Source organism: Cerasibacillus sp. JNUCC 74 (assembly GCF_053667775.1).
The window spans coordinates 3,507,453-3,531,466 of sequence record NZ_CM132207.1 but is presented as its reverse complement, the minus strand read 5'-3'; the positions used below and the strand labels follow the sequence as shown (position 1 = coordinate 3,531,466).

Here is a 24,014-nt window from a genome sequence, read left to right as displayed (position 1 = left end):
ATTGGTTCAGCTAACATTTCTTGGGAAAAGCATTCCAAGAAATGAAGTTTCACTTTATCCCGCATGTAAGGTGCCGTGAGACTCCCACATCAAGACCTGAGTTGATACAGACGGATCTGAGTGTGAGAAAACGGCACCTAAATGCCCGATTGGTTCATCTAACATTTCTTGGAAAAAGCATTCCAAGAAATGAAGTTTCACTTTATCCCGCATGTAAGGTGCCGTAAGACTCCCACATCAAGACCTGAGTTGATACAGACGGATCTGAGTGTGAGAAAACGGCACCTAAATGCCCGATTGGTTCAGCTAACATTTCTTGGAAAAAGCATTCCAAGAAATGAAGTTTCACTTTATCCCGATCCCTTTTTAAGATTTATAAAGAATACGAAGGAGTCCAAGTAGGAGATAACGACATTAGGAAAGTTCTGCTATTTTTGATAAAATAGACAACGTAGTAAAGGAGGAGAACTTGTGACAAATGAAATAAATCAAGATTTAACTTTTTGGGTAGCGAATGAGACAAAAGTAAAAGTACCTATTGTAAATAAAGTGATTGCATTATTGGAAGATGGAAATACGGTTCCTTTTATTGCACGTTACCGTAAGGAAGTAACAGGTGGTTTGGATGAAGTACAAATTAAATTAGTTCAAGATAAATGGAATTATGTCGTAAACCTATCTGAAAGAAAGCAAGAGGTTTTAAGAAGTATTGAAGAACAAGGAAAGTTGACAGACGAGCTAAGACAGGAAATTCTACAAGCTATGCAACTGCAACGAGTAGAGGATCTTTATCGTCCTTACAAGCAAAAACGCCGAACAAGAGCTACAATTGCAAAAGAGAAAGGATTAGAGCCATTAGCAGAGCTGGTTTGGCAACAGGAGATTACCGAGCTTAATGAGGAAGCGGTCAAATATATTTCAGAGGAGCATGAATTACATACTGTCGAAGATGTGTTAGCGGGGGTAAATGATATTATTGCAGAATGGATATCAGAAGAACCTGCATACCGAGAATACATGAGAGATGAAACGGTCAAGCGAGGATCGATTGAATCGGAAGCAAAAGATGTTGAAAAAGATGAAAAGCAAGTATATGAAATGTACTATGAGTTTCATGAACCCATTCGTTCCCTTGTATCTCATCGAATTTTAGCACTTAACCGAGGTGAAAAGGAAGGGGTTTTAAAAGTCTCCATTCATCCATCAACAGACAGAATTATTGAATTTTTAAACGAGCGAATCATTAAACAGTCTGTAAGTAGTGACATCAAAGAACTGCTACAACATGCGATTGATGATAGTTATAAGCGTTTAATCCAGCCTTCTATTGAAAGAGAGATACGCAGCAGCCTAACAGAAAAGGCAGAACAACATGCGATCAATGTGTTTTCTAAAAACTTAAAAAGCTTATTATTACAACCGCCTTTAAAAGGGAAAACCGTACTTGGTGTTGACCCCGCTTTTCGTACTGGATGTAAGTTGGCAGTAGTTGATGAAACAGGAAAAGTTCATCATGTCGGTGTGATGTATCCTACTGCACCGAAAAATGATATAGCGGGGGCTGAGAAAATTGTTTTGGAGCTTATCCAAAAATATCATATTGAATTAATTGCAATTGGTAACGGCACAGCTTCAAGGGAAACGGAACAGTTTATCTCAGATGTAATTAATAACAATGAGTTAGCTATTCCATATATTATTGTAAATGAAGCAGGAGCTAGTGTATATTCGGCATCAAAGCTTGCTAGAGAAGAATTTCCCGATTTACAGGTTGAAGAGAGAAGTGCTGTATCCATAGCACGACGTGTTCAAGATCCATTAGCTGAATTGGTAAAAATTGATCCAAAATCGATTGGAGTAGGTCAATACCAACATGATGTCAGTCAAAAAGCATTGAATGAATCACTTTCTTTTGTTGTCGAAACAGCTGTAAACCAAGTAGGAGTAAATGTGAATACGGCTTCTTCATCGTTATTACAATACGTGTCCGGACTTAGTAAAACAGTTGCTAATAACATTGTTAAGCGTCGTGAAGAAGAAGGGAAATTTACGAATCGTAAGCAATTGAAAAAGATTCCTCGTTTAGGGGCAAAAACATATGAGCAAGGAATTGGTTTTTTGCGTATTATGGATGGAGATAATCCCCTCGATCGTACACCAATTCACCCTGAAAGCTATGCCAATACCGAAAAATTACTTTATATTTTAGGTTGTGAAGTAGAAGATATTGGTTCAGACAAGCTGCAAGAAGCAATTCGGATGATTGATAAAAAAGAAATTGTGAACCAGCTCGAAATTGGCGAACCTACGCTTAATGATATTCTAGAAGCATTAATGAAACCAGAGCGAGATCCTCGGGATGATTTTCCACAACCGATTTTAAAGAAAAATGTATTATCTCTTGAAGATATAAAACCTGGTATGGAACTGGAGGGGACAGTAAGAAATGTTGTCGATTTTGGGGTTTTCGTTGATGTTGGTGTAAAACAAGATGGTCTTGTTCATATATCAAAGATGTCGCATAAGTTTGTAAAGCATCCAATGGATATGGTATCCGTCGGGGATGTAATCACAGTTTGGGTAGATAGTATTGATGTAAATAAGGGTAGAATAGGTTTATCCATGATTAAAGAATAAAAGTCTTTTGTCTACCTATCTATACAGAATGTTATGTTTAGAGAGTGTAAAGTTAGATAACGTAGTCACATAGCTAGACAGTTAAAATTTATGATATGGAGAAACAATATATTAGAATATATGTACTGTCTAATAAGAAAAACAAGCATGGTTTTTAGCCATGCCTGTTTTTTTAAAGCTGACGATGATTCCGCCTTTACGATGATGTGAGACTAAACAGACGATGTTAACTTCGTATAGTTCCTCATATGTTACTTTACACTTTCAGGAACTTGAAGACCGAGTCCTTGTGCAATTCGCTCGCCCCATTCAGGATCAGCTTTATAGAAGTGACTGATTTGACGGAGCTTAATTTCGTCTTTGGTTACCGGCTTCATATGGTCGACAAATGCTTTAATTAATCTATCTTTTTCATCGGAGGACATTAAACGATATAAGTCACCAGCTTGAGTGTAATGATCATCACTGTCATAAGGAACACTATCTGCTTCGCCATAAACTTCAAATGGTTTTATTTTTGTTGAGGGGTCTTCAACAGGACCATGAAAGCTGTTTGGTTCATAGTTTGGCTTACCTCCACCATTTCCATTAACAGCCATAAATCCATCACGCTGATAATTATTTACTTCAACTTTTGGTTTATTTACAGGAATTTGGTGATGGTTTACTCCGAGACGATAGCGATGGGCATCAGAATATGCAAATAAACGCCCCTGAAGCATTTTGTCCGGTGATGCCTCAATACCGGGAACGAATTGGCCAGGTGAGAACGCAGCTTGTTCTACTTCCGCAAAGTAATTCTCTGGGTTTCTATTCAATACCATTCGACCAACTTCAATACGCGGGTAGTCTTTCTTAGACCAAACCTTTGTTACATCAAATGGATCCCATTTATATGTTTTTGCATCTTCATAAGGCATAATTTGTACATATAGCTTCCAAGCTGGATAATCGCCATTTTCAATTGCATTATATAAATCTTCTATGTGATAATCAGGATTTTCCCCGGCAATTTTCTCAGCAAGCTCTGCAGCTAAGCCTTTTACTCCTTGCTCGCTGATGAAGTGATACTTAATCCAGAATGCCTCCCCTTCTTGATTAACCCATTTAAATGTATGACTTCCATATCCATTCATATGACGGAAAGTAGCGGGAATCCCGCGGTCTCCATGAAGATAGGTTATTTGATGGAGTGATTCCGGTGATAGTGACCAGAAATCCCATACCATGTCTTTGTCCTTCAAATGGGTTTTTGGATTACGTTTTTGAGTATGAATAAAGTCAGGGAATTTAATAGCATCACGGATAAAGAATATTGGTGTATTATTTCCAACTAGATCATAGTTACCTTCGTTTGTATAGAATTTAATAGCGAAACCACGTGGGTCTCGTACGGTGTCAGCAGAACCTAACTCTCCGGCAACAGTTGAAAAACGAGCAAATACTTCTGTACGCTTTCCAATTTCACTGAGAAAATCTGCTTTTGTATAGTTAGAAATTTCATCATTCGTTACTTCAAAGTATCCATGAGCACCTGCTCCTTTTGCATGAACGATTCGTTCAGGAATACGTTCTCTATTAAAGTGAGCTAACTTTTCCAGCAAGTGGAAATCTTGAAGTAGTGTTGGTCCGTGATGACCAGCAGTGATTGAATTTTGGTTATCGCTAACCGGAGCTCCAGCAGCTGTTGTTAATCTATTATTAGGCAAAATAATTCCTCCTTCTAACATATAGTCGAACTATAACTATATTATAATGTAAACTAAATAAAAATCAATACTTTCTTATAATTATTTTAAATAGATAAGTATAATAATTAGGGCATTGATTAAAAAAACTATTTTTGTGCAAGAGAATGTATTTTTTTATATGATAATACCGTGATATGGAAGAGGTGAATTTTCAAATGTATCAACTAACTGATAAAGAAGTATATGATTTAGTGAATACTTTGTCACTCCGTTATTTTCATAAACCTTTTTTACATGAAGTGAAATTCAATCATCGACTGCGTACAACGGGGGGAAGATATATTCCGGCAAAAAAGCTGATTGAATTGAATCCAAAGTATTTAGAAATAGAAGATGAATTTATTGGTATTATTAAACATGAGCTTTGTCATTACCATCTGCATATTGAAGGAAAAGGTTACAAACATGGAGACCAGGATTTCAAGAGGCTTCTACGTGCAACGAATTCACCAAGATACTGTAAACCCCTTCCTTCACAACAAAAATGTAAATATATTTATAAATGTGAAGTTTGCGGTCAGGAATTCAGGCGGATGAGAAGAATAAATACGAATAAATACAGATGTGGCAGATGTAAAGGAAAAATAGAATTACAACAAAGTTAACGAGTTAGTATAATTAAGTAGAAACAAATAAACATGTTAACTTAGGAGCGCTTTCATACATTTTTAATGGTTTACGATGAAAATGTGAGTTCTAAAGGTGGCTAATAGACCTGAGACTGGCTAATACCGCAACATCTTTGAAAAATCGTGATGCATTGCTGTCACCACTTTTTATTTGTTGCAACTCCTACACGGTCATATCCTAATGCGTCGAAGTTCAGTTCGGCCTATTTTCAAGTAGCGCAGTAAAAATCACCAAGATAAACGAGCCACAAGAAACAAGTAATGAAAGAAAACTCAGTTAGCAGTTCTTAGTTGCAGCACGTACGTTTACTTCGGATATAAAACTTCCACTCAAACGTATGATATATTGAGTACGACATTTTTACCGAGCTGTTTGAATAACCTCTAGTAAATGAGACAATCATTTTTATCCCGCATGTAACTTGCAGTAAGACCTCCACTTCTGTGCTTCAAGGAAAAAACTAAGAAGTTAGATGGGAGGATCTAACTGCAAGTAAATGCCCGATTCGTTCAGCTAATATTTCTTGGGAAAGGCATTCTAAGAAATATAAGTTTCACTTTATCCCGCATGTAAGGTGCCGTAAACCTCCTCATCCAAATCTTGAGTTATACAAAGAGGATATGCGGTAGGTATAACGGCACCTAAATGCCCGATTCGTTCAGCTAATATTTCTTGGGAAAGGCATCCAAGAAATATAAGTTTCACTTTATCAGAGCTTGGATATTGCTAAGTTGTCTTTAAAATTATAAATATAAAAAAATAGTCGTAACCCATTGACGAATTATGTCATTCATGGTACATTAAATTAGCTGTCAATTATAACAGGTCTTATTACATAAAGTTTCAAATAAAATCACATAAAATGTTGACAATTTCCCTTAGATAGTGTATTATATTTTTCGTTGCAATTCTTTATTTGCATTTATTCCACAGTAGCTCAGTGGTAGAGCAATCGGCTGTTAACCGATCGGTCGTAGGTTCGAATCCTACCTGTGGAGCCATACAAGGAGAAGTACTCAAGTGGCTGAAGAGGCGCCCCTGCTAAGGGTGTAGGCCGTTGATAACGGCGCGAGGGTTCAAATCCCTCCTTCTCCGCCATTAAAAATTTGGCCCGTTGGTCAAGCGGTTAAGACACCGCCCTTTCACGGCGGTAACACGGGTTCGAATCCCGTACGGGTCATCTGGTTTTTACTTTTATAATAAAATAGAAGGTCCGGTAGTTCAGTTGGTTAGAATGCCTGCCTGTCACGCAGGAGGTCGCGGGTTCGAGTCCCGTCCGGACCGCCAGTGTTGGGCTATAGCCAAGCGGTAAGGCATCGGGTTTTGATCCCGTGTATCCTAGGTTCGAATCCTAGTAGCCCAGCCACTTTTGTTTAGTTTATAACTTCACAATGTTTTATTAGTTCGGTACAGATACAAGCTAAACATCTACCGAATACGCTACGAGTAAACCTGATGCACAAAGTACCTGTGAAAAAAACAAGAAGAAGCAGGGGTCTACTTTGAACAGAGTTGTTTTTACAATCACTTATTCATTATGAGCCATTAGCTCAGTCGGTAGAGCATCTGACTTTTAATCAGAGGGTCGGAGGTTCGAATCCTCCATGGCTCACCATTACAATGAGAGACTTGCGGGTGTGGCGGAATTGGCAGACGCGCTAGACTTAGGATCTAGTGTCTTCGGACGTGGGGGTTCAACTCCCTCCACCCGCATTGGAATTTTGAATCTGTACCATCTTTTAAGTTTTTTATAAATGAATTTAGGCGGTCGTGGCGGAATGGCAGACGCGCTAGGTTGAGGGCCTAGTGGGTGTATAACCCGTGGAGGTTCAAGTCCTCTCGACCGCATTTAATGGTCTCGAATCTATTGATGGATTACACTCTATTAAAAGATTGAAATTAGCGCCCGTAGCTCAATTGGATAGAGCGTTTGACTACGGATCAAAAGGTTAGGGGTTCGACTCCTCTCGGGCGCGCCATGATTCGGGAAGTAGCTCAGCTTGGTAGAGCACATGGTTTGGGACCATGGGGTCGCAGGTTCGAATCCTGTCTTCCCGACCATTTAGTTGTTTTATTTCCTTATTATATTACATTTTTTATTTGCGGGTGTAGTTTAATGGTAAAACCTCAGCCTTCCAAGCTGATGACGAGGGTTCGATTCCCTTCACCCGCTCCAAAACAAATTCTTGTGGGCCTGTAGCTCAGCTGGTTAGAGCGCACGCCTGATAAGCGTGAGGTCGGTGGTTCAAGTCCACTCAGGCCCATTTGCAAAAAAAAGCAAAAAACATTTGACAAAACAAAGTAGTATATGCTATTCTAATAAAGTCGCTATTTTAAGAAGAGCGACTTTAAAATCAAAAAAAGTTATTGACAGCTACTTCTTAAAATGTTATATTATAAAAGTTGCTGTCGCAAAAGACATTAACAATATTTGCTCTTTGAAAACTGAACAAAACAACCAGTATGTCAAGAAAAGCAGTCTCTGTTTTTCTAAGAAATAACTCAAGAGAGATCTTGAGAGAAGCTAAGAAATAATGAAGAACGGTGTTTTTCATTACAAACTTTTTTGGCAAATAAGAAACCAGTTTCTTATTTGCACAAGTGCAACTTTACTTTTGCAAATACCAAAAGTGAGTTTTCTATGGAGAGTTTGATCTTGGCTCAGGACGAACGCTGGCGGCGTGCCTAATACATGCAAGTCGAGCGCGGGAAGCAAGCAGAACCCCTTCGGGGGTGACGCATGTGGAACGAGCGGCGGACGGGTGAGTAACACGTGGGCAACCTGCCTGTAAGACTGGGATAACTCCGGGAAACCGGGGCTAATACCGGATAATACGTTTTCTTGCATAAGGAGACGTTAAAAGGCGGCGCAAGCTGTCACTTACAGATGGGCCCGCGGCGCATTAGCTAGTTGGTGGGGTAAAAGCCTACCAAGGCGACGATGCGTAGCCGACCTGAGAGGGTGATCGGCCACACTGGGACTGAGACACGGCCCAGACTCCTACGGGAGGCAGCAGTAGGGAATCTTCCGCAATGGACGAAAGTCTGACGGAGCAACGCCGCGTGAGTGAAGAAGGTTTTCGGATCGTAAAACTCTGTTGTTAGGGAAGAACAAGTGCCGTTCAAATAGGGCGGCACCTTGACGGTACCTAACCAGAAAGCCCCGGCTAACTACGTGCCAGCAGCCGCGGTAATACGTAGGGGGCAAGCGTTGTCCGGAATTATTGGGCGTAAAGCGCGCGCAGGCGGTCTTTTAAGTCTGATGTGAAAGCCCACGGCTTAACCGTGGAGGGCCATTGGAAACTGGAGGACTTGAGTACAGAAGAGGAGAGTGGAATTCCACGTGTAGCGGTGAAATGCGTAGAGATGTGGAGGAACACCAGTGGCGAAGGCGACTCTCTGGTCTGTAACTGACGCTGAGGTGCGAAAGCGTGGGTAGCGAACAGGATTAGATACCCTGGTAGTCCACGCCGTAAACGATGAGTGCTAGGTGTTAGGGGGTTTCCGCCCCTTAGTGCTGCAGTTAACGCATTAAGCACTCCGCCTGGGGAGTACGGCCGCAAGGCTGAAACTCAAAAGAATTGACGGGGACCCGCACAAGCGGTGGAGCATGTGGTTTAATTCGAAGCAACGCGAAGAACCTTACCAGGTCTTGACATCCTCTGACGGCCCTAGAGATAGGGAGTTCCCTTCGGGGACAGAGTGACAGGTGGTGCATGGTTGTCGTCAGCTCGTGTCGTGAGATGTTGGGTTAAGTCCCGCAACGAGCGCAACCCTTGATCTTAGTTGCCAGCATTCAGTTGGGCACTCTAAGGTGACTGCCGGTGACAAACCGGAGGAAGGTGGGGATGACGTCAAATCATCATGCCCCTTATGACCTGGGCTACACACGTGCTACAATGGATGGAACAAAGGGCAGCGAAGCCGTGAGGCCAAGCAAATCCCACAAAACCATTCTCAGTTCGGATTGCAGGCTGCAACTCGCCTGCATGAAGCCGGAATCGCTAGTAATCGCGGATCAGCATGCCGCGGTGAATACGTTCCCGGGTCTTGTACACACCGCCCGTCACACCACGAGAGTTGGTAACACCCGAAGTCGGTGAGGTAACCGTAAGGAGCCAGCCGCCGAAGGTGGGACCAATGATTGGGGTGAAGTCGTAACAAGGTAGCCGTATCGGAAGGTGCGGCTGGATCACCTCCTTTCTAAGGAATAAGATAAAGCGTAAGCGTTCGTTTAGCGACGTATGAACTGGACGGAACCGAAGGAGATAAAGGAAACACGAAGAGCCGAGAGGCGAATCGATGTTGACTTATCGTACGGAGGGGAAGGAAGTTTCACTAGTCGCTGAACGCTGGAGCTGGAATAATAAAAAGCGAAAACGACGATAGACGTTTGAGCTGACTATACGGAAGACATACTAGGTTGTTTGGTTCAGTTTTGAGAGAGTAAATATTCTCTCTTTAAAGATGGTACCTTGAAAACTAAATAAGAGTAACAACGACATCAAACCAAAAGCAATAAAGGCGAAAAAGCGTCTAGCTTATTTCACATAAAGCGAGTTAGTTAAGTGAATAAGGGCGCACGGTGGATGCCTTGGCACTAGGAGCCGAAGAAGGACGGGACTAACACCGATATGTCTCGGGGAGTCGTAAGTAGACGTTGATCCGGGAATTTCCGAATGGGGGAACCCACTGTTCGTAATGGAACAGTACCTCTATCTGAATACATAGGGTAGAGGAGGCAGACCCGGGGAACTGAAACATCTCAGTACCCGGAGGAAAGGAAAGCAAATGCGATTTCCCAAGTAGCGGCGAGCGAAACGGAACGAGCCCAAACCAGAAGGCTTGCCTTCTGGGGTTGTAGGACACTCCATAGGAGTTACCAAGAAGTTCTTTAGATGAAGCGATCTGGAAAGATCCGCCAAAGGAGGTAACAGCCCTGTAATCAAAAAGGAACTTCCTCCGGAGTGGATCCTGAGTACGGCGGAACACGAGAAATTCCGTCGGAATCCGGGAGGACCATCTCCCAAGGCTAAATACTCCCTAGTGACCGATAGTGAACCAGTACCGTGAGGGAAAGGTGAAAAGCACCCCGGGAGGGGAGTGAAAGAGAACCTGAAACCGTGTGCCTACAAGTAGTCGAAGCCCGTTAATGGGTGACGGCGTACCTTTTGTAGAATGGACCGGCGAGTTACGATCGTATGCAAGGTTAAGTGGAAGACACGGAGCCGCAGCGAAAGCGAGTCTGAATAGGGCGAACAGAGTATGCGGTCGTAGACCCGAAACCGTGTGATCTACCCATGTCCAGGGTGAAGGTCAGGTAACACTGACTGGAGGCCCGAACCCACGTATGTTGAAAAATGCGGGGATGAGGTGTGGGTAGGGGTGAAATGCCAATCGAACACGGAGATAGCTGGTTCTCTCCGAAATAGCTTTAGGGCTAGCCTCAAGGAAAGAGTACTGGAGGTAGAGCACTGATTGAACTAGGGGCCCTCATCGGGTTACCGAATTCAGTCAAACTCCGAATGCCAACTACTTATCCTTGGGAGTCAGACTATGGGTGATAAGGTTCATAGTCGAAAGGGAAACAGCCCAGACCGCCAGCTAAGGTCCCAAAGTATACGTTAAGTGGAAAAGGATGTGGAGTTGCATAGACAACCAGGATGTTGGCTTAGAAGCAGCCACCATTTAAAGAGTGCGTAATAGCTCACTGGTCGAGTGACTCTGCGCCGAAAATGTACCGGGGCTAAACGTATCACCGAAGCTGCGGATTGTTCTTCGGAACAATGGTAGGAGAGCGTTCAATGTGCAGTGAAGTCAGACCGTGAGGACTGGTGGAGCGCTTTGAAGTGAGAATGCCGGTATGAGTAGCGAAAAAAGAGTGAGAATCTCTTTCACCGAAAGCCTAAGGTTTCCTGAGGAAGGCTCGTCCTCTCAGGGTTAGTCGGGACCTAAGCCGAGGCCGAAAGGCGTAGGCGATGGACAACAGGTAGATATTCCTGTACCACCTCATGAGTGTTTGAGCGATGGGGGGACGCAGTAGGATAAGGAAAGCGCACGGATGGAAGCGTGCGCCCAAGCAGCAAGGGAGTCGGATAGGAAAATCCGTCCGATCATTCTAAGCTGTGACGGGGAGGGAAAATGAGTACCGAAGTTCCGGATTTCACACTGCCAAGAAAAGCCTCTAGTGAGCTCATAGGTGCCCGTACCGCAAACCGACACAGGTAGGCGAGGAGAGAATCCTAAGGTGAGCGGGAGAACTCTCGTTAAGGAACTCGGCAAAATGACCCCGTAACTTCGGGAGAAGGGGTGCTCCTTGTAGGAGGAGCCGCAGTGAATAGGCCCAAGCGACTGTTTAGCAAAAACACAGGTCTCTGCGAAGCCGAAAGGCGAAGTATAGGGGCTGACACCTGCCCGGTGCTGGAAGGTAAAGGGGAAGCGTTAGTACTTCGGTACGAAGCGTAGAACTGAAGCCCCAGTGAACGGCGGCCGTAACTATAACGGTCCTAAGGTAGCGAAATTCCTTGTCGGGTAAGTTCCGACCCGCACGAAAGGTGCAACGACTTGGGCACTGTCTCAACGAGAGACCCGGTGAAATTATACGATGCGTGAAGATGCGCATTACCCGCGACAGGACGGAAAGACCCCGTGGAGCTTTACTGTAGCCTGATATTGAATGTTTGTACAGCTTGTACAGGATAGGTGGGAGCCATCGAAGCGTGAGCGCCAGCTTACGTGGAGGCACCCGTGGGATACCACCCTGGCTGTATGAACCTTCTAACCCAGGGCCGTGATCCGGTCCGGAGACAGTGTCAGGCGGGCAGTTTGACTGGGGCGGTCGCCTCCCAAAAGGTAACGGAGGCGCCCAAAGGTTCCCTCAGAATGGTTGGAAATCATTCGTAGAGTGTAAAGGCAGAAGGGAGCTTGACTGCGAGACCTACAAGTCGAGCAGGGACGAAAGTCGGGCTTAGTGATCCGGTGGTTCCGCATGGAAGGGCCATCGCTCAACGGATAAAAGCTACCCCGGGGATAACAGGCTTATCTCCCCCAAGAGTTCACATCGACGGGGAGGTTTGGCACCTCGATGTCGGCTCATCGCATCCTGGGGCTGTAGTCGGTCCCAAGGGTTGGGCTGTTCGCCCATTAAAGCGGTACGCGAGCTGGGTTCAGAACGTCGTGAGACAGTTCGGTCCCTATCCGTCGTGGGCGTTGGAGGTTTGAGAGGAGCTGTCCTTAGTACGAGAGGACCGGGATGGACACACCGCTGGTGTACCAGTTGTTCCGCCAGGAGCACAGCTGGGTAGCTACGTGTGGCAGGGATAAGTGCTGAAAGCATCTAAGCATGAAGCCCCCCTCAAGATGAGACCTCCCATCACGTCAAGTGAGTAAGATCCCTCAAAGATGATGAGGTAGATAGGTTCGAGGTAGAAGCGTGGTGACACGTGAAGCTGACGAATACTAATCGATCGAGGACTTAACTAAATCTAATGGAAAGATAGTCGTTGAATGATCTCTTATTTAGTTTTTAAGGTATAAAATCTTTTTTATGAAGAATAATAAAAATTACAAGTATGTCTGGTAGCAATAGCGGAGAGGTCACACCTGTTTCCATACCGAACACAGAAGTTAAGCTCTCCAGCGCTGATGGTAGTTGGGGTTTTGCCCCTGCAAGAGTAGGACGTTGCCAGGCGGTATTTCTCTATATAGCTAAATTGTCAATACCCCTGAACTATAAAATATCTTGGTTAAGCTAAAAGTTGTAGGGGGTCTTCAAGTAATATTAACCTTTCATCATACCGCGGGGTGGAGCAGTCTGGTAGCTCGTTGGGCTCATAACCCAAAGGTCGCAGGTTCAAATCCTGTCCCCGCAACCAATCTTATTTAACTACATAAAATAACCTCATTAATTAAAATCTAGTTTATTTCGAAAAAACATCTAGCATGTATGTCCAAATAAAGGATTAATGTGGTTCGAATATCTTCTATATAACTTTTTATACAATACATATTAATTTACTTCTTAACTAAGAAAGCCCAAGGCAGATCAACTGATCAGCGGAAAATTGGGATTAATATAGCCTTGGTCCGGTAGTTCAGTTGGTTAGAATGCCTGCCTGTCACGCAGGAGGTCGCGGGTTCGAGTCCCGTCCGGACCGCCACTTCATAGTATTGGTATACACAGGATTTCATGTTTGAAAATCGTGTGTTTTTTATATGTTTAAATTAATCTCATATTATTGGTAGTATAACTCCTTGCTTCAGATTCTATCGTTAAATTGGGATTAGGTGGGCAAGTATACTGCTAATAAGAGCTAGATCGGTGCAAATATAATCATTAGTTATTGACCTCTTTATGTTAATTTTTTGTGGTAAACGCTTCTACAATGGTAAATATCCTATTTGAAAGCAAGCTTCGTTTAGAGTACGTATTCAAAAGGACAAGAAGGAACAACGATAGCGATACATCGCAATTTTTTTAAGGAGAAAAGCGCTCCTTAAAGAACTTTTACTTCATCTTGTCAGAAGCTCTCCAGTTTGTATTGCTACCTGAGCGTTTCTAGATATTGTTCTTTCTATCCAGAATATATCATCTTCGTCAGATAAAAATCATTTAAGTATCTTTTCTTCCAAATCCAGTATTTCCTTTTTCCTTTTACAATAATTTTTGCTATCATTAAATATAGTTAGAAAATGAAAATGGTGATAGATAAATGGATGAGTTCACCTTTATTAATTCAATTAAACAGCAATATTATAGACAATCTTCATTAGTTAAGGGGATTGGTGACGACGCTGCTGTATTTCGACAATCGAATACAGATATTGTTACTGCTGTAGATACTTTTGTAGAAGATGTACACTTCAAGAAGAGTACGATGAGTGCTTTTCATATAGGCTACCGAATTCTAGCTGCCAATATTAGTGATTTAGCTGCTATGGGTTCCACACCTGCTTTTTATTTGGTTTCCATTGTTATTCCAAAGTCGTGGACGCATTTGGAAGTTTCCGATATTTTTAAAGGTATGAAAAAAATTGCCTCCCATTATAAGATGGATTTAATTGGCGGTGATACGGTCTCTGGAAAAGAAATGACAATATCTGTAACAGTAATTGGGTATGCGGAAAAAAGAGTTCGTTATCGAAGTGATGCAAAAGACGGAGATATTGTATTTGTGACCGGAACTTTAGGTGATTCACAAGCTGGTTATCATATTTTGACAAATCCCGCAAATTATCAGGAGGATCAATACTATATCGCAAGGCATCGAATGCCAACGCCTCGTGTAGAGTTTGCGACAGGTTTATCCAAAGATGTTCGAGTGGCACTTAATGATGTGAGTGATGGTATAGCAAGTGAAGCTGCAGAAATTGCTGTTGCTTCTAATGTGAGTATATTAATACATGATGATAAAGTGCCAGTGCGCGATAGTTATAAGCAATTTCCAGAGCATTCTCAGTATCAGTGGAAATATTTTGGTGGGGAAGATTTTGAATTAATTGGGACAGTAGCAAAGCAAAATTGGAAGCATATTGTATTGCTCGCTAACCAATTAGGACTTAGATTAACATCGATTGGAGAAGTATTTCTCGAGGATAACAATCATGTCTATTTGAAAAAAAATAATAAGGTTAAAATTTTACCAAAGCAAGGCTATAACCATTTAAAGTAGGTGAAATGGATTGGCAATATATCAAATTACAACAAATACGGAAGAAGCGACAAAAGATCTAGGTGAGAAATTAGCACTCTTGTTAAAGCCAGGAGATGTTGTTACATTAGATGGTGATCTTGGTGCAGGCAAAACAACCTTTACGAAAGGAATAGCCGCAGGTCTTGGAGTAAAACGTAATGTTTCAAGTCCAACGTTTACAATAATTAAAGAATATGAAGGAGAACTTCCACTTTATCATATGGATGTTTATCGTTTAGAAGGATCAGATGAAGATATTGGTTTTTTAGAATATTTTAATGGAGATGGGGTTACCGTTGTAGAATGGTCAACATTTATTTCTGATTTTTTACCAGAGGAAAAACTGGAAGTACATCTTACTTCTAATGGTGAGCATTCGAGGACGATAACATTTATTAGTCATGGCCCCGATTTTGACAGAGTAATAAATCAATTAAAAAGTTAATAAATATAGAGGAGTAATTTACATGAATATACTTGCAATCGATACATCGAATCAAGTATTGGGTGTTGCTATTCAACAAAATAAACAGATTGCTGGAGAAATTATAACCAATTTACCCAAAAACCATTCTGTACGATTGATGCCTGCTATTGATCAGTTAATGAATGAATTAGCATTAAAGCCTGAACAGCTTGATTTAATCGTTGTAGCAAAAGGCCCAGGTTCGTATACTGGAGTAAGGATCGGTCTTTCTACTGCGAAAGCAATGGCGTGGGCTTTAAATATTCCAATCATTGGCGTATCGAGTTTGGAAGTGCTTGCTTATCAAGGACGATTTTTTAATGGTATTATCTGCCCTTTTTTTGATGCTAGACGTGGGCTTGTTTATGCAGGTGGTTACCAATGGAATAACAATTCTATGCAACATGTTCGAACTGAAGCAAATCTTGTCATGGATGATTTACTAGATGAGCTTAAAAACCGTAATCAGCCAGTCATGTTTTTAAGCCCTGATATGGATATGCACCGTGAACGTATAGTGACAAAGCTTGAAGGTATAGCTGTAATTCCTGATGAAACTTTTCACTTATCTCGTGCTTCTCATTTAATAGCTGCAGCTAAAGGAAAAGAACCTGATCCGACACATACGCTAACTCCTAATTATTTGCGGCTGACTGAGGCTGAAGCAAAGTGGATAGAACAAAACAAGGGAAAACATGAAAATGCATAATAAAGTAATTAGGGAAATGGAAATAAAAGATATTGAGGCAGTACTGGAAGTAGAAAGAGAATCCTTTCATACAGCGTGGACAAAGGATATCTTTCACCAGGAAATTTCCAAAAACCCACATGCACATTATTTTGTAATTGAAGTAGAAGGAAATATTGTTGGCTATGCGGGCATTTGGATTGTGTTTGATGATGCGCAAATTACCAATATAGCAATACTACCAGCCTACCGCCGGAAAAAACTTGGTGAGCAATTATTTCGTCATATTATGCGATATGCCGTGTTGAAAGGGATTAGTCGTTTATCTTTAGAGGTTCGCCAGTCGAATATAGTTGCTCAAAGACTTTATCGAAAATTTGGCCTTGTTCCAGGTGGAATTCGTAAAAACTACTATACAGACAATCAGGAGGACGCAATCGTCATGTGGGTGAATATACTATGAAAAAAGATATTATCATCTTAGGAATTGAAACAAGTTGTGATGAAACAGCTGTTGCCTTTGTTAAGAATGGAAAAGAAATTCTAGCTAATGTTGTAGCTTCACAAATTGAAATTCATAAACGGTTTGGTGGTGTGGTTCCGGAAATCGCATCACGGCATCATGTGGAACAAATTACGTATGTACTTGACCAAGCAATGCAGGAAGCAACTGTTAATTGGGAGGATATTGATGCAATAGCTGTAACAGAAGGACCAGGACTTGTCGGAGCGTTATTGGTTGGGGTAAATGCGGCAAAAGCAATAGCATTTGCAAAACACAAGCCATTAATCGGTGTTCATCATATTGCGGGTCATATTTATGCAAATCGTTTAGAGCAAGAGTTTGAATTTCCATTACTTGCACTAATTGTATCTGGCGGACACACGGAATTAGTTCTTATGAAAGAACATGGTACGTATGAATTAATCGGAGAAACGAGAGACGATGCAGCTGGAGAGGCTTATGATAAAGTGGCTCGGATGTTGAATCTGCCATATCCAGGTGGTCCACAAATTGATCGATTAGCTGAAAGTGGAAAAGAAACGATTGACTTTCCCCGTGCTTGGCTAGAACCGGATAGTTATGATTTTAGCTTTAGCGGGTTAAAATCATCGGTCATAAATAAAATTCACAATGCAAAGCAGCGTGGAGAACAGTTGAATTCTGAAGATATTGCAGCAAGTTTTCAAGCAAGTGTTGTTGATGTATTGACTACAAAGACCGTTCGAGCAGCAAAGCAATATAAAGTAAAGCAAGTCATTGTTGCTGGAGGTGTTGCAGCCAACAAAGGGTTGCGTAATGCGATGGAAAGAGAGTTTTCTAAATTGGAAACACCTTTACAAATACCACCACTGCATTTATGTACAGATAATGCTGCAATGATAGCAGCTGCCGGTACGATTGCTTTTGAACAAGGAATTCGTTCCACACTGGAATTAAATGCGCGTGCTGCGTTGCCTTTAAAGTAATCCACACTAATCCACAGGCCTGTTCATATAATGAGAGAAACCCTAGTGTAAAAGGGTGTATAGAGTGGATAACTTCTGTGGGTAACACGGGATAATTTTGTGGATAATGTGTATAACTTTTCAAGAAGCTTTTATCTTAGTCTAGGTATTAATTTCAGCTTGTGGATAAGTTGTAGATAGAGTAATTTAGAAATTTGGTGATAACAATGACTAAAAAGCAATCTTTTTATGTACAAACAGATTTAATTACATTATTTATTCTGTTTGTTTGTGTAAGCTTACTATCTATTTATAATGCGCAGCAATTAGAACAATATGACGATAAGAACTTTGTGTTACAGCAAATTGTATGGTTTGTAGTGGGGGTTGGGATTGTTGCAGCCATTCAATACCTCGATGTGGAGCAACTGTATAAAGCAAGCTTATACGTTTATATAGCTGGTTTACTTGTACTTGTCATTTTATTAATAAGTCCAGCTAGCATAGCGAAACCGGTTAATGGAGCGAAAAGCTGGTTTACGCTTCCTGGTCTGTCATTACAACCATCGGAGTTTACTAAAGTAACAACGATCATGTATATGGCTGCGATCATTCAAAAGCATAAAGAAAAATTTCAAGTAACTACCATAAAATCAGATATTCAGCTGCTTTTGAAAATTTTGGCCATTGTTGCTGCACCAGTATTGTTAATTATGAAACAGCCTGATTTTGGGACTTCAATGGTGTATTTATTTATAGCAGGGATTCTTATTATTTTATCAGGTATTAACTGGAAGATTTTAGCTACCTTAATTGCAAGTATTTCTGCTTTTATCGGAGGAATATTGGCGTTTATCGTAAAATTTCCGGATTTAGCAAAGGAAATTGTCGGTAAAAGTAATGCATATCAAATTGATCGAATTATGACCTGGTTTGATCCAGCACAGCAAACCAGTGATGCAAAATGGCATTTTGAACAGGCTTTTATGGCGTTAGGTTCCGGGCAATTATTTGGGAAAGGAATAGGAAATCAGCAAGTATCCTTTCCGGAAGCTCAAACCGATTTTATCTTTGCCATTATCGGGGAAAGCTTTGGATTTGTTGGTAGTGCTTTTGTTGTTTTTCTTTATTTTATACTTTTGTATAAACTAGTCATGCTTGGTTTATCTATTTATAAGCACTCAACTTTTGCGGCCTATGTTTGTTTTGGTTATATGAGCTTAATGCTTATTCATGTATTTCAAAATATTGGAATGTCCATAGGGATTATGCCGGTTACAGGCATTCCATTATTGTTAATAAGTTATGGCGGAAGTTCGGTGTTGTCCACGATGCTAGGCTTAGGAATCATATATCGAATTGCTGTTGAAAACTCGATACAAAATGACTATTTATTTAAATAAACCTTGTGGATAAAGTAAAAAAATGTAATGCTCCCTTTTAGGTAAGCAGGTTATATAATAGCTCGCTTACTTATATGGGAGCATTTTTATTGAAATGCGGAGCTAGCCTAAAGTTATCATACTTTTAGACTTGAGTTGAAGTTTTAAAATGGCAGAATTTACCGAGATTATTTAGGATATGCTAAAAACAAGGTCTAAAGTAACTATACTTTCATTAAATAGAAAATTAATGGAGTTTTAATTGGTATGCAAACGTAAATGGTATGTTTAAAACTATCAATTATTTAGTTAAATAGAACAATGTGGGCGTAGACATCCCACTGCGGTACAATTTATAATATTAATCCTACTTTATTTTATTATAGATAGTTTTTTAATTTACTCTTGCAGTTCAGCCCATTCCTCCATGAGCTGTTCTACTGTTTGCTTTCGCTTGTTCGTCTCATTGGATAACTCCAATGCTTTTTCATGATCTTGATAAATTTCAGGACTTTCCATGCTCTTTTCTAATTGTTTAATTTCCATTTCAAGTGCTTCAATTTTTTCTTCCAGTGCTGCAATTCGTCTTCTTTTTTTTCGCTGTTCTCGTTGAATTTGCTTATCCCGTTCATAGTTACGCTTCGTTTCTTTTACAGGCTTTTCTTTTTGCACAACTTGTTGCTGTATCTTCTCCAGACGTTTTATTTCTGCTTCTTCTGCTTTTTTTTCTAAATAATAATCATAGTCTCCCAAATAGACAGTGGTTTTGTGTTTTTGTAACTCGGCAACTTGGTCAGCAATTTTATTTATGAAGTATCGATCATGAGAAACAAATAAAATACTTCCCGGGAAATCCATTAATGCCGCTTCCAGCACTTCCTTACTATCAATATCTAAATGGTTTGTTGGTTCGTCTAAGATCAATAGATTTGCTTTTTGCAACATTAATTTAGCTAATGCCAATCGTGCCTTTTCCCCACCACTTAGTGCTTGCACAGGCTTTAACACATCATCCCCTGAAAAAAGAAAGTTTCCCAATACAGTACGTATATCTTTTTCGTTCATCATCGGGTAATCATCCCATAGTTCCATCAGCACTGTCTTGGTGGAATGTAAGTCTGCCTGTTCTTGATCGTAATAACCGATTTGAACGTTTGTACCTAGCTGAACGCTACCTTGACTAGCTTTAAGTTTACCAATAATTATTTTTAAAAGCGTCGTCTTTCCTACCCCGTTTGGCCCAACAAGAGCAATTCGCTCGCCTCGATTTATTTGTAAATGGACGTGTTGAAATAAGTATTCCTGTTCACCTGGGTAGCAAAAGGCAAGCTCGTTTACTTTCAGCACATCATTTCCACTGCGCCGATTAATTTGAAATGAAAAAGCAGCAGAGGCCTCATCTCCAAGGGGACGATCCAGCTTCTCCATTTTTTCTAACTGTTTACGTCTACTTTGAGCACGCTTTGTGGTAGAAGCGCGCACAATATTTCGCTGAATAAATTCTTCCATTTTTTTAATTTCTGTCTGTTGCTTTTCATATTCTTTTAATTCTCTTTCAAAATCAAGCGCCTTTTGTTCTAAGTATTTACTATACGTACCAATATAGCGCTTAGTTTGGTGACGTGCTATTTCATAAACGATGGATACGGTTTTATCCAGAAAATAACGATCATGTGATACCACTACAACGGCACCAGGGTAGCCAATTAAGTAGTTTTCCAGCCAGTTTAATGTCTCAATATCTAAATGGTTTGTTGGCTCGTCCAAAATGAGTAATTTCGGCTTTTTTAGCAGTAGTTTCCCTAGCGAAAGACGTGTTTTCTGTCCACCACTTAATGTCTGGATTGGAGTGTCATAATCAAATTTATCAAATGCCAACCCTGTTAACACAGATTTCATTTCTGCTTCGTAAGTATAACCACCATTTTGTTCAAATGTATGTTGAAGATGATCATATTCATGTAATAACTTTTGATAGGCTTCTTCTGTTTGGTTTCCAGCTTGTTGCATTTGCTTTTCCAGCTTCCTTAGTTCAGCTTCTTGCTTACGTAATTCAGAAAATACATCAAGCATCTCTTGCCAAATCGTTTTTTCCGATTCTATCGCCATGTGCTGGGATAAATAACCAATTGTTAAATCTTTTGGCATGATTAATTCGCCTTGATCATAGCTCAATTCTCCAGCCATGATTTTCAGCAATGTCGATTTACCAGAACCGTTTCTGCCTACAATTGCAATTCGATCATTGTCTTTTACTTCTAGTTTTATATTTGATAAAATTTCATCAGCACCAAAAGATTTATAAAGCCCATTTATTTGCATTAATATCATATAATGTTCACCTCATCTCCCCTAGTGTATCTTACTTTACTAAATATAATCAATATAATTGTGAACTAGGTCACGACTTATTTCCAGTTTTCTGCTAGAATAGAAATATGGATCTAGTATGTATGACTTAAATTTTATTTTGTGAGATTTTTTTATCTTACAAATGATAAAGCAGAAAGTAGAAGGAAGAACAAAATTACCACAGCGTGATGCAGGTGGAACTTGATTACGTCAGTCTCGATTAACAGAAGATACTTTCATGGTAATATCGAAAGAGACTTCTATTGTGAAAATTTGCTTAAATAGAGAACATAGTAGAGTGAGCAATATGGTATTCTATTACTAGAGGGGGTAAAAACTTCTTGTATACCAAATGCTTTATTAAGCGTGCAGGCTTAAAATGAATGAAGATTCATTTCGTATTTTTATTCTTTAGCATGCGAAACACAAGTAAAAGTATAGGACTCTGAATAAACCGTCCTGTTTTAAGTAAGAAATTTAGTTTTGAAAAGAATTACGTTATTATGTAAGCGATACATAATAGAGTAATTCCTAAAAAATAGTTTCTTTTACATTTGTATGAAGATGCTTTATTTTAAAGTGAAAGATTATACAAATCTAACGAAAAGGAGAAGAAAAAGAATGATGGAACAAAACAAAATACCTCAAGCAACTGCAAAACGATTACCCCTGTATTATCGATTTATTAATAATTTAAACCACCAAGGAAAGAAGCGTGTGTCTTCTAAGGAGCTTAGTGATGCAGTAAAAGTTGATTCAGCTACAATCCGGAGAGACTTCTCTTATTTCGGTGCATTGGGCAAAAAAGGATATGGATATAACGTAGAATACTTACTTGAATTTTTTCGTAAAACTCTAGATCAGGATGAAGTAACGGAAGTAGCCCTGATTGGTGTTGGTAATTTGGGTACTGCTTTTTTACATTATAACTTTATGAAAAATAATAATATTAAAATCAAAATGGCTTTTGATAGTGACCCTGAAAAAGTTGGTAAGACGATAAGCGATGTTCCAGTATACCATATCGATGAATTAGAGCATAAATTAGGAGATATTCATGTTGCCATTCTTACGATCCCAGCAGGTGAAGCTCAAGGAATGACAGAACGTTTAGTAGAACATGGTATCGAGGGTATTTTGAATTTTACTCCTGCACGAATTACGGTACCTAAGCATATTCGTGTTCACCATATTGATTTAGCAGTAGAGTTGCAAGCACTTGTGTATTTCTTAAAGCATTATCCATTAGTGACAGAAGAAGATGAGGAAGCAAAATAAAGTTATTTATTCTTGAAGATAATGGGAAAAATCTAATTAGTTGACGATAAACTAGAATAGTCATGCTAAATAGATATGCAGTTATTAGTCGTTATAATGTTTTATTATCTAGGAAGGAATTTATATTTGTTTTAGAAGATCTGCCGTTTGTACGGTCGCTAACCACGCCCCTGAACTTTTGTTCTTACTACATACGAATTGATTTTCCTTGTAGTAAATATAGGAAAAAATAAGAAGAAAGAATAGAGCTGTTAACCGCTATTCCTTCTTCTTATTTTTATAGCGAAAATGAATGGACAACAGACGAATACTGACTCCTATTTCAAGCGTCGCAAAAATTGCTAGCACAATGGTTGTGATATTCCAAACCGTTTCTTCTACACTTAAAATAGCAATATAGGTAAAGAATATGCCCATTATAAAATAAATAATCCCCATTGTTTTGGGTGAAATTTTCATGTTAAAGCCTCCAAAAATAAAAACATTTATCTATATGATTTTGTCATAACCCTTTCCAAAAGAAAACCTGATAATAGGTCTAACCATATTGCTCGTATTTAAAAGAATCAAGGTGTTTCTTACACTATAGGAAAGTATAAAACTTTAGGCTTTATCCCGCATGTAAGGTGCCGTAAGTTTTCCGTTTCAAGACCTGATTTCATACAAAGGGTCAAAGTGGGAGAAAACGGCACCTAAATGCCCGATTGGTTCAACTAACATTCCGTGTTCCACAGAATAAAGTTTCACTTTATCGTATAAGAAAAAAGATAGCTTTCTAAAATATTGAGTGCTAGTGGATAAGAAAGGTGCTAAAGCTATATTTAGTAAAAACATCTACACCTTTTCATCTTTGTTTACAACATAAAGCTTAATAACGATGAAATAAAGAACGTTTTGCTTGGTAATGTTGGAATGCCAAGTAGAATTACTTAAAAAAAGTATATATAATCGCTTTATAAATGTAGGATGGTCTGCAACTTATTTAATTGTCGTTCAATTTCTGCAGGATCCATATTGTATTGTGAGATAACAACAAAAGCGTTCATAGCCATGTGAGCAATAATTGGCACTATGATACGTTTTGTCTCTACATATAGATAAGCGAATACTAAGCCCATAGAAGCATATACCAAAATATGTTGAGGTTCACGGTGGATAAATCCAAAAATCACTGCTGATAAGATTGCTGCAATTAAGAAATTTGTTCGCTTATATAATGTACCAAAGATGATTTTTCGAAAAATAATTTCTTCCAATATTGGTGCTGCAAAAATTGGAATAATCATAAATAAAGGTGTTGCTCTTGTAATGTTCATGATCGCTTGGGTGTTTTCCGATCCTGGTTTAATTCCAAATACCATTATTTGAATGAAATTGGCTAAGAATTGAGCGAAGAAAGCCATAAACACTCCTAAAATTGTCCAGAGAATCAGCTGCGTTTTAGAAAAACGGTCACGCTGATGAAGACCTTCTTTAATATCAGGCTTCATCAAGAGCAGTACAATAATAACCCCTAATATAAAACTAATTATGGACCAATAGCTTACAGCTTCCACTTTAGTAATAGGAAATAATTTATACAATATCGGGGCGAAAACAACTCCGGAAAATTGCATAAGGATATAACTGATAATGACCCACCAATATCTTTTTGGCAAAATAAAACGACTCCTTTTTCCTGTACGTTAT

At 39.8% G+C, this 24,014-nt stretch carries 13 protein-coding genes, 14 tRNA genes and 3 rRNA genes; 26 read left to right on the top strand and 4 right to left on the bottom strand.

Annotated features, from left to right (window positions below):
- The first annotated feature begins 471 nt into the window (after positions 1-471).
- Positions 472-2,637 carry a Tex family protein gene (locus JNUCC74_RS15720; RefSeq protein ID WP_454066064.1) on the top strand — a complete coding sequence of 722 codons (2,166 nt, stop codon included), beginning with the start codon at positions 472-474 and terminating at the stop codon, positions 2,635-2,637.
- 251 nt (positions 2,638-2,888) lie between these two features.
- Here JNUCC74_RS15720 and JNUCC74_RS15715 read toward each other — a convergent pair whose 3' ends face one another.
- Positions 2,889-4,346, bottom strand: a complete 1,458-nt coding sequence (locus JNUCC74_RS15715; protein ID WP_454066063.1) for a catalase — start codon at positions 4,344-4,346, stop codon at positions 2,889-2,891.
- A 197-nt stretch (positions 4,347-4,543) separates the two neighbouring features.
- Here JNUCC74_RS15715 and JNUCC74_RS15710 point away from each other — a divergent pair, with 197 nt between their 5' ends.
- The 24 genes from JNUCC74_RS15710 (at position 4,544) to JNUCC74_RS15595 (ending at position 18,716) form a co-directional block, all read left to right on the top strand.
- A complete protein-coding gene (locus JNUCC74_RS15710) occupies positions 4,544-4,993 on the top strand; it encodes a SprT family protein (RefSeq protein WP_454066062.1) in 450 nt (149 codons plus the stop codon).
- Positions 4,994-5,944: 951 nt separating this feature from the next.
- Positions 5,945-6,019, top strand: a tRNA-Asn gene (locus tag JNUCC74_RS15705).
- Positions 6,020-6,024: 5 nt separating this feature from the next.
- Positions 6,025-6,116: transfer RNA gene (locus JNUCC74_RS15700), tRNA-Ser, on the top strand.
- Between the two features lie 10 nt (positions 6,117-6,126).
- Positions 6,127-6,198 (top strand) — tRNA-Glu (locus JNUCC74_RS15695).
- A 30-nt stretch (positions 6,199-6,228) separates the two neighbouring features.
- Positions 6,229-6,305, top strand: a tRNA-Asp gene (locus JNUCC74_RS15690).
- A gap of 4 nt (positions 6,306-6,309) precedes the next feature.
- Positions 6,310-6,384 (top strand) — tRNA-Gln (locus tag JNUCC74_RS15685).
- Between the two features lie 173 nt (positions 6,385-6,557).
- Positions 6,558-6,633, top strand: a tRNA-Lys gene (locus tag JNUCC74_RS15680).
- 16 nt (positions 6,634-6,649) lie between these two features.
- Positions 6,650-6,731, top strand: a tRNA-Leu gene (locus JNUCC74_RS15675).
- 51 nt (positions 6,732-6,782) lie between these two features.
- A tRNA-Leu gene (locus JNUCC74_RS15670) sits at positions 6,783-6,866 on the top strand.
- A 54-nt stretch (positions 6,867-6,920) separates the two neighbouring features.
- A tRNA-Arg gene (locus JNUCC74_RS15665) sits at positions 6,921-6,997 on the top strand.
- 5 nt (positions 6,998-7,002) lie between these two features.
- Positions 7,003-7,079 (top strand) — tRNA-Pro (locus JNUCC74_RS15660).
- Between the two features lie 41 nt (positions 7,080-7,120).
- Positions 7,121-7,194, top strand: a tRNA-Gly gene (locus JNUCC74_RS15655).
- A gap of 14 nt (positions 7,195-7,208) precedes the next feature.
- Positions 7,209-7,282: transfer RNA gene (locus tag JNUCC74_RS15650), tRNA-Ile, on the top strand.
- A gap of 374 nt (positions 7,283-7,656) precedes the next feature.
- Positions 7,657-9,221: ribosomal RNA gene (locus tag JNUCC74_RS15645) — 16S ribosomal RNA — on the top strand.
- Positions 9,222-9,580: 359 nt separating this feature from the next.
- A 23S ribosomal RNA gene (locus JNUCC74_RS15640) occupies positions 9,581-12,500 on the top strand.
- Between the two features lie 92 nt (positions 12,501-12,592).
- Positions 12,593-12,708 (top strand): 5S ribosomal RNA (gene rrf / locus JNUCC74_RS15635).
- The 16S, 23S and 5S rRNA genes sit together here with 14 tRNA genes alongside, the layout of an rRNA operon.
- Before the next feature lie 107 nt (positions 12,709-12,815).
- Positions 12,816-12,892: transfer RNA gene (locus JNUCC74_RS15630), tRNA-Met, on the top strand.
- A gap of 208 nt (positions 12,893-13,100) precedes the next feature.
- Positions 13,101-13,177, top strand: a tRNA-Asp gene (locus JNUCC74_RS15625).
- A gap of 552 nt (positions 13,178-13,729) precedes the next feature.
- On the top strand, positions 13,730-14,689 hold the full coding sequence (gene thiL, locus JNUCC74_RS15620) for a thiamine-phosphate kinase (protein WP_454066061.1): 960 nt from the start codon (positions 13,730-13,732) through the stop codon (positions 14,687-14,689).
- 10 nt (positions 14,690-14,699) lie between these two features.
- Positions 14,700-15,155 (top strand): tRNA (adenosine(37)-N6)-threonylcarbamoyltransferase complex ATPase subunit type 1 TsaE, encoded by a 456-nt coding sequence (gene tsaE, locus JNUCC74_RS15615; protein WP_454066060.1) that lies wholly within the window; start codon positions 14,700-14,702, stop codon positions 15,153-15,155.
- Positions 15,156-15,177: 22 nt separating this feature from the next.
- On the top strand, positions 15,178-15,885 hold the full coding sequence (gene tsaB, locus JNUCC74_RS15610; protein ID WP_454066059.1) for a tRNA (adenosine(37)-N6)-threonylcarbamoyltransferase complex dimerization subunit type 1 TsaB: 708 nt from the start codon (positions 15,178-15,180) through the stop codon (positions 15,883-15,885).
- The gene (gene rimI, locus JNUCC74_RS15605; RefSeq protein WP_454066058.1) at positions 15,878-16,327 is read left to right on the top strand and encodes a ribosomal protein S18-alanine N-acetyltransferase; all 450 of its coding nucleotides are present in this window, start codon (positions 15,878-15,880) and stop codon (positions 16,325-16,327) included. The genes tsaB and rimI overlap by 8 nt, the downstream gene beginning before the upstream one ends.
- Positions 16,324-17,334: a tRNA (adenosine(37)-N6)-threonylcarbamoyltransferase complex transferase subunit TsaD gene (tsaD, locus tag JNUCC74_RS15600; RefSeq protein ID WP_454067911.1), complete on the top strand. Its 1,011-nt coding sequence runs from the start codon at positions 16,324-16,326 to the stop codon at positions 17,332-17,334. The genes rimI and tsaD overlap by 4 nt, the downstream gene beginning before the upstream one ends.
- A gap of 206 nt (positions 17,335-17,540) precedes the next feature.
- The gene (locus JNUCC74_RS15595; protein ID WP_454066057.1) at positions 17,541-18,716 is read left to right on the top strand and encodes an FtsW/RodA/SpoVE family cell cycle protein; all 1,176 of its coding nucleotides are present in this window, start codon (positions 17,541-17,543) and stop codon (positions 18,714-18,716) included.
- Positions 18,717-19,094: 378 nt separating this feature from the next.
- On the opposite strand, the gene JNUCC74_RS15590 is transcribed toward JNUCC74_RS15595, so the two are convergent.
- Positions 19,095-21,026: an ABC transporter ATP-binding protein gene (locus JNUCC74_RS15590; RefSeq protein ID WP_454066056.1), complete on the bottom strand. Its 1,932-nt coding sequence runs from the start codon at positions 21,024-21,026 to the stop codon at positions 19,095-19,097.
- A gap of 645 nt (positions 21,027-21,671) precedes the next feature.
- Here JNUCC74_RS15590 and JNUCC74_RS15585 point away from each other — a divergent pair.
- Positions 21,672-22,325 (top strand): redox-sensing transcriptional repressor Rex, encoded by a 654-nt coding sequence (locus JNUCC74_RS15585; protein WP_077318912.1) that lies wholly within the window; start codon positions 21,672-21,674, stop codon positions 22,323-22,325.
- Between the two features lie 258 nt (positions 22,326-22,583).
- Here JNUCC74_RS15585 and JNUCC74_RS15580 read toward each other — a convergent pair whose 3' ends face one another.
- Both JNUCC74_RS15580 and JNUCC74_RS15575 read right to left on the bottom strand, forming a co-directional pair.
- Positions 22,584-22,784 carry a YdiK family protein gene (locus JNUCC74_RS15580; protein WP_454066055.1) on the bottom strand — a complete coding sequence of 67 codons (201 nt, stop codon included), beginning with the start codon at positions 22,782-22,784 and terminating at the stop codon, positions 22,584-22,586.
- 494 nt (positions 22,785-23,278) lie between these two features.
- Complete coding sequence (locus JNUCC74_RS15575) at positions 23,279-23,983, bottom strand: CPBP family intramembrane glutamic endopeptidase (protein WP_454066054.1); 705 nt, start codon at positions 23,981-23,983, stop codon at positions 23,279-23,281.
- Positions 23,984-24,014: the final 31 nt, after the last annotated feature.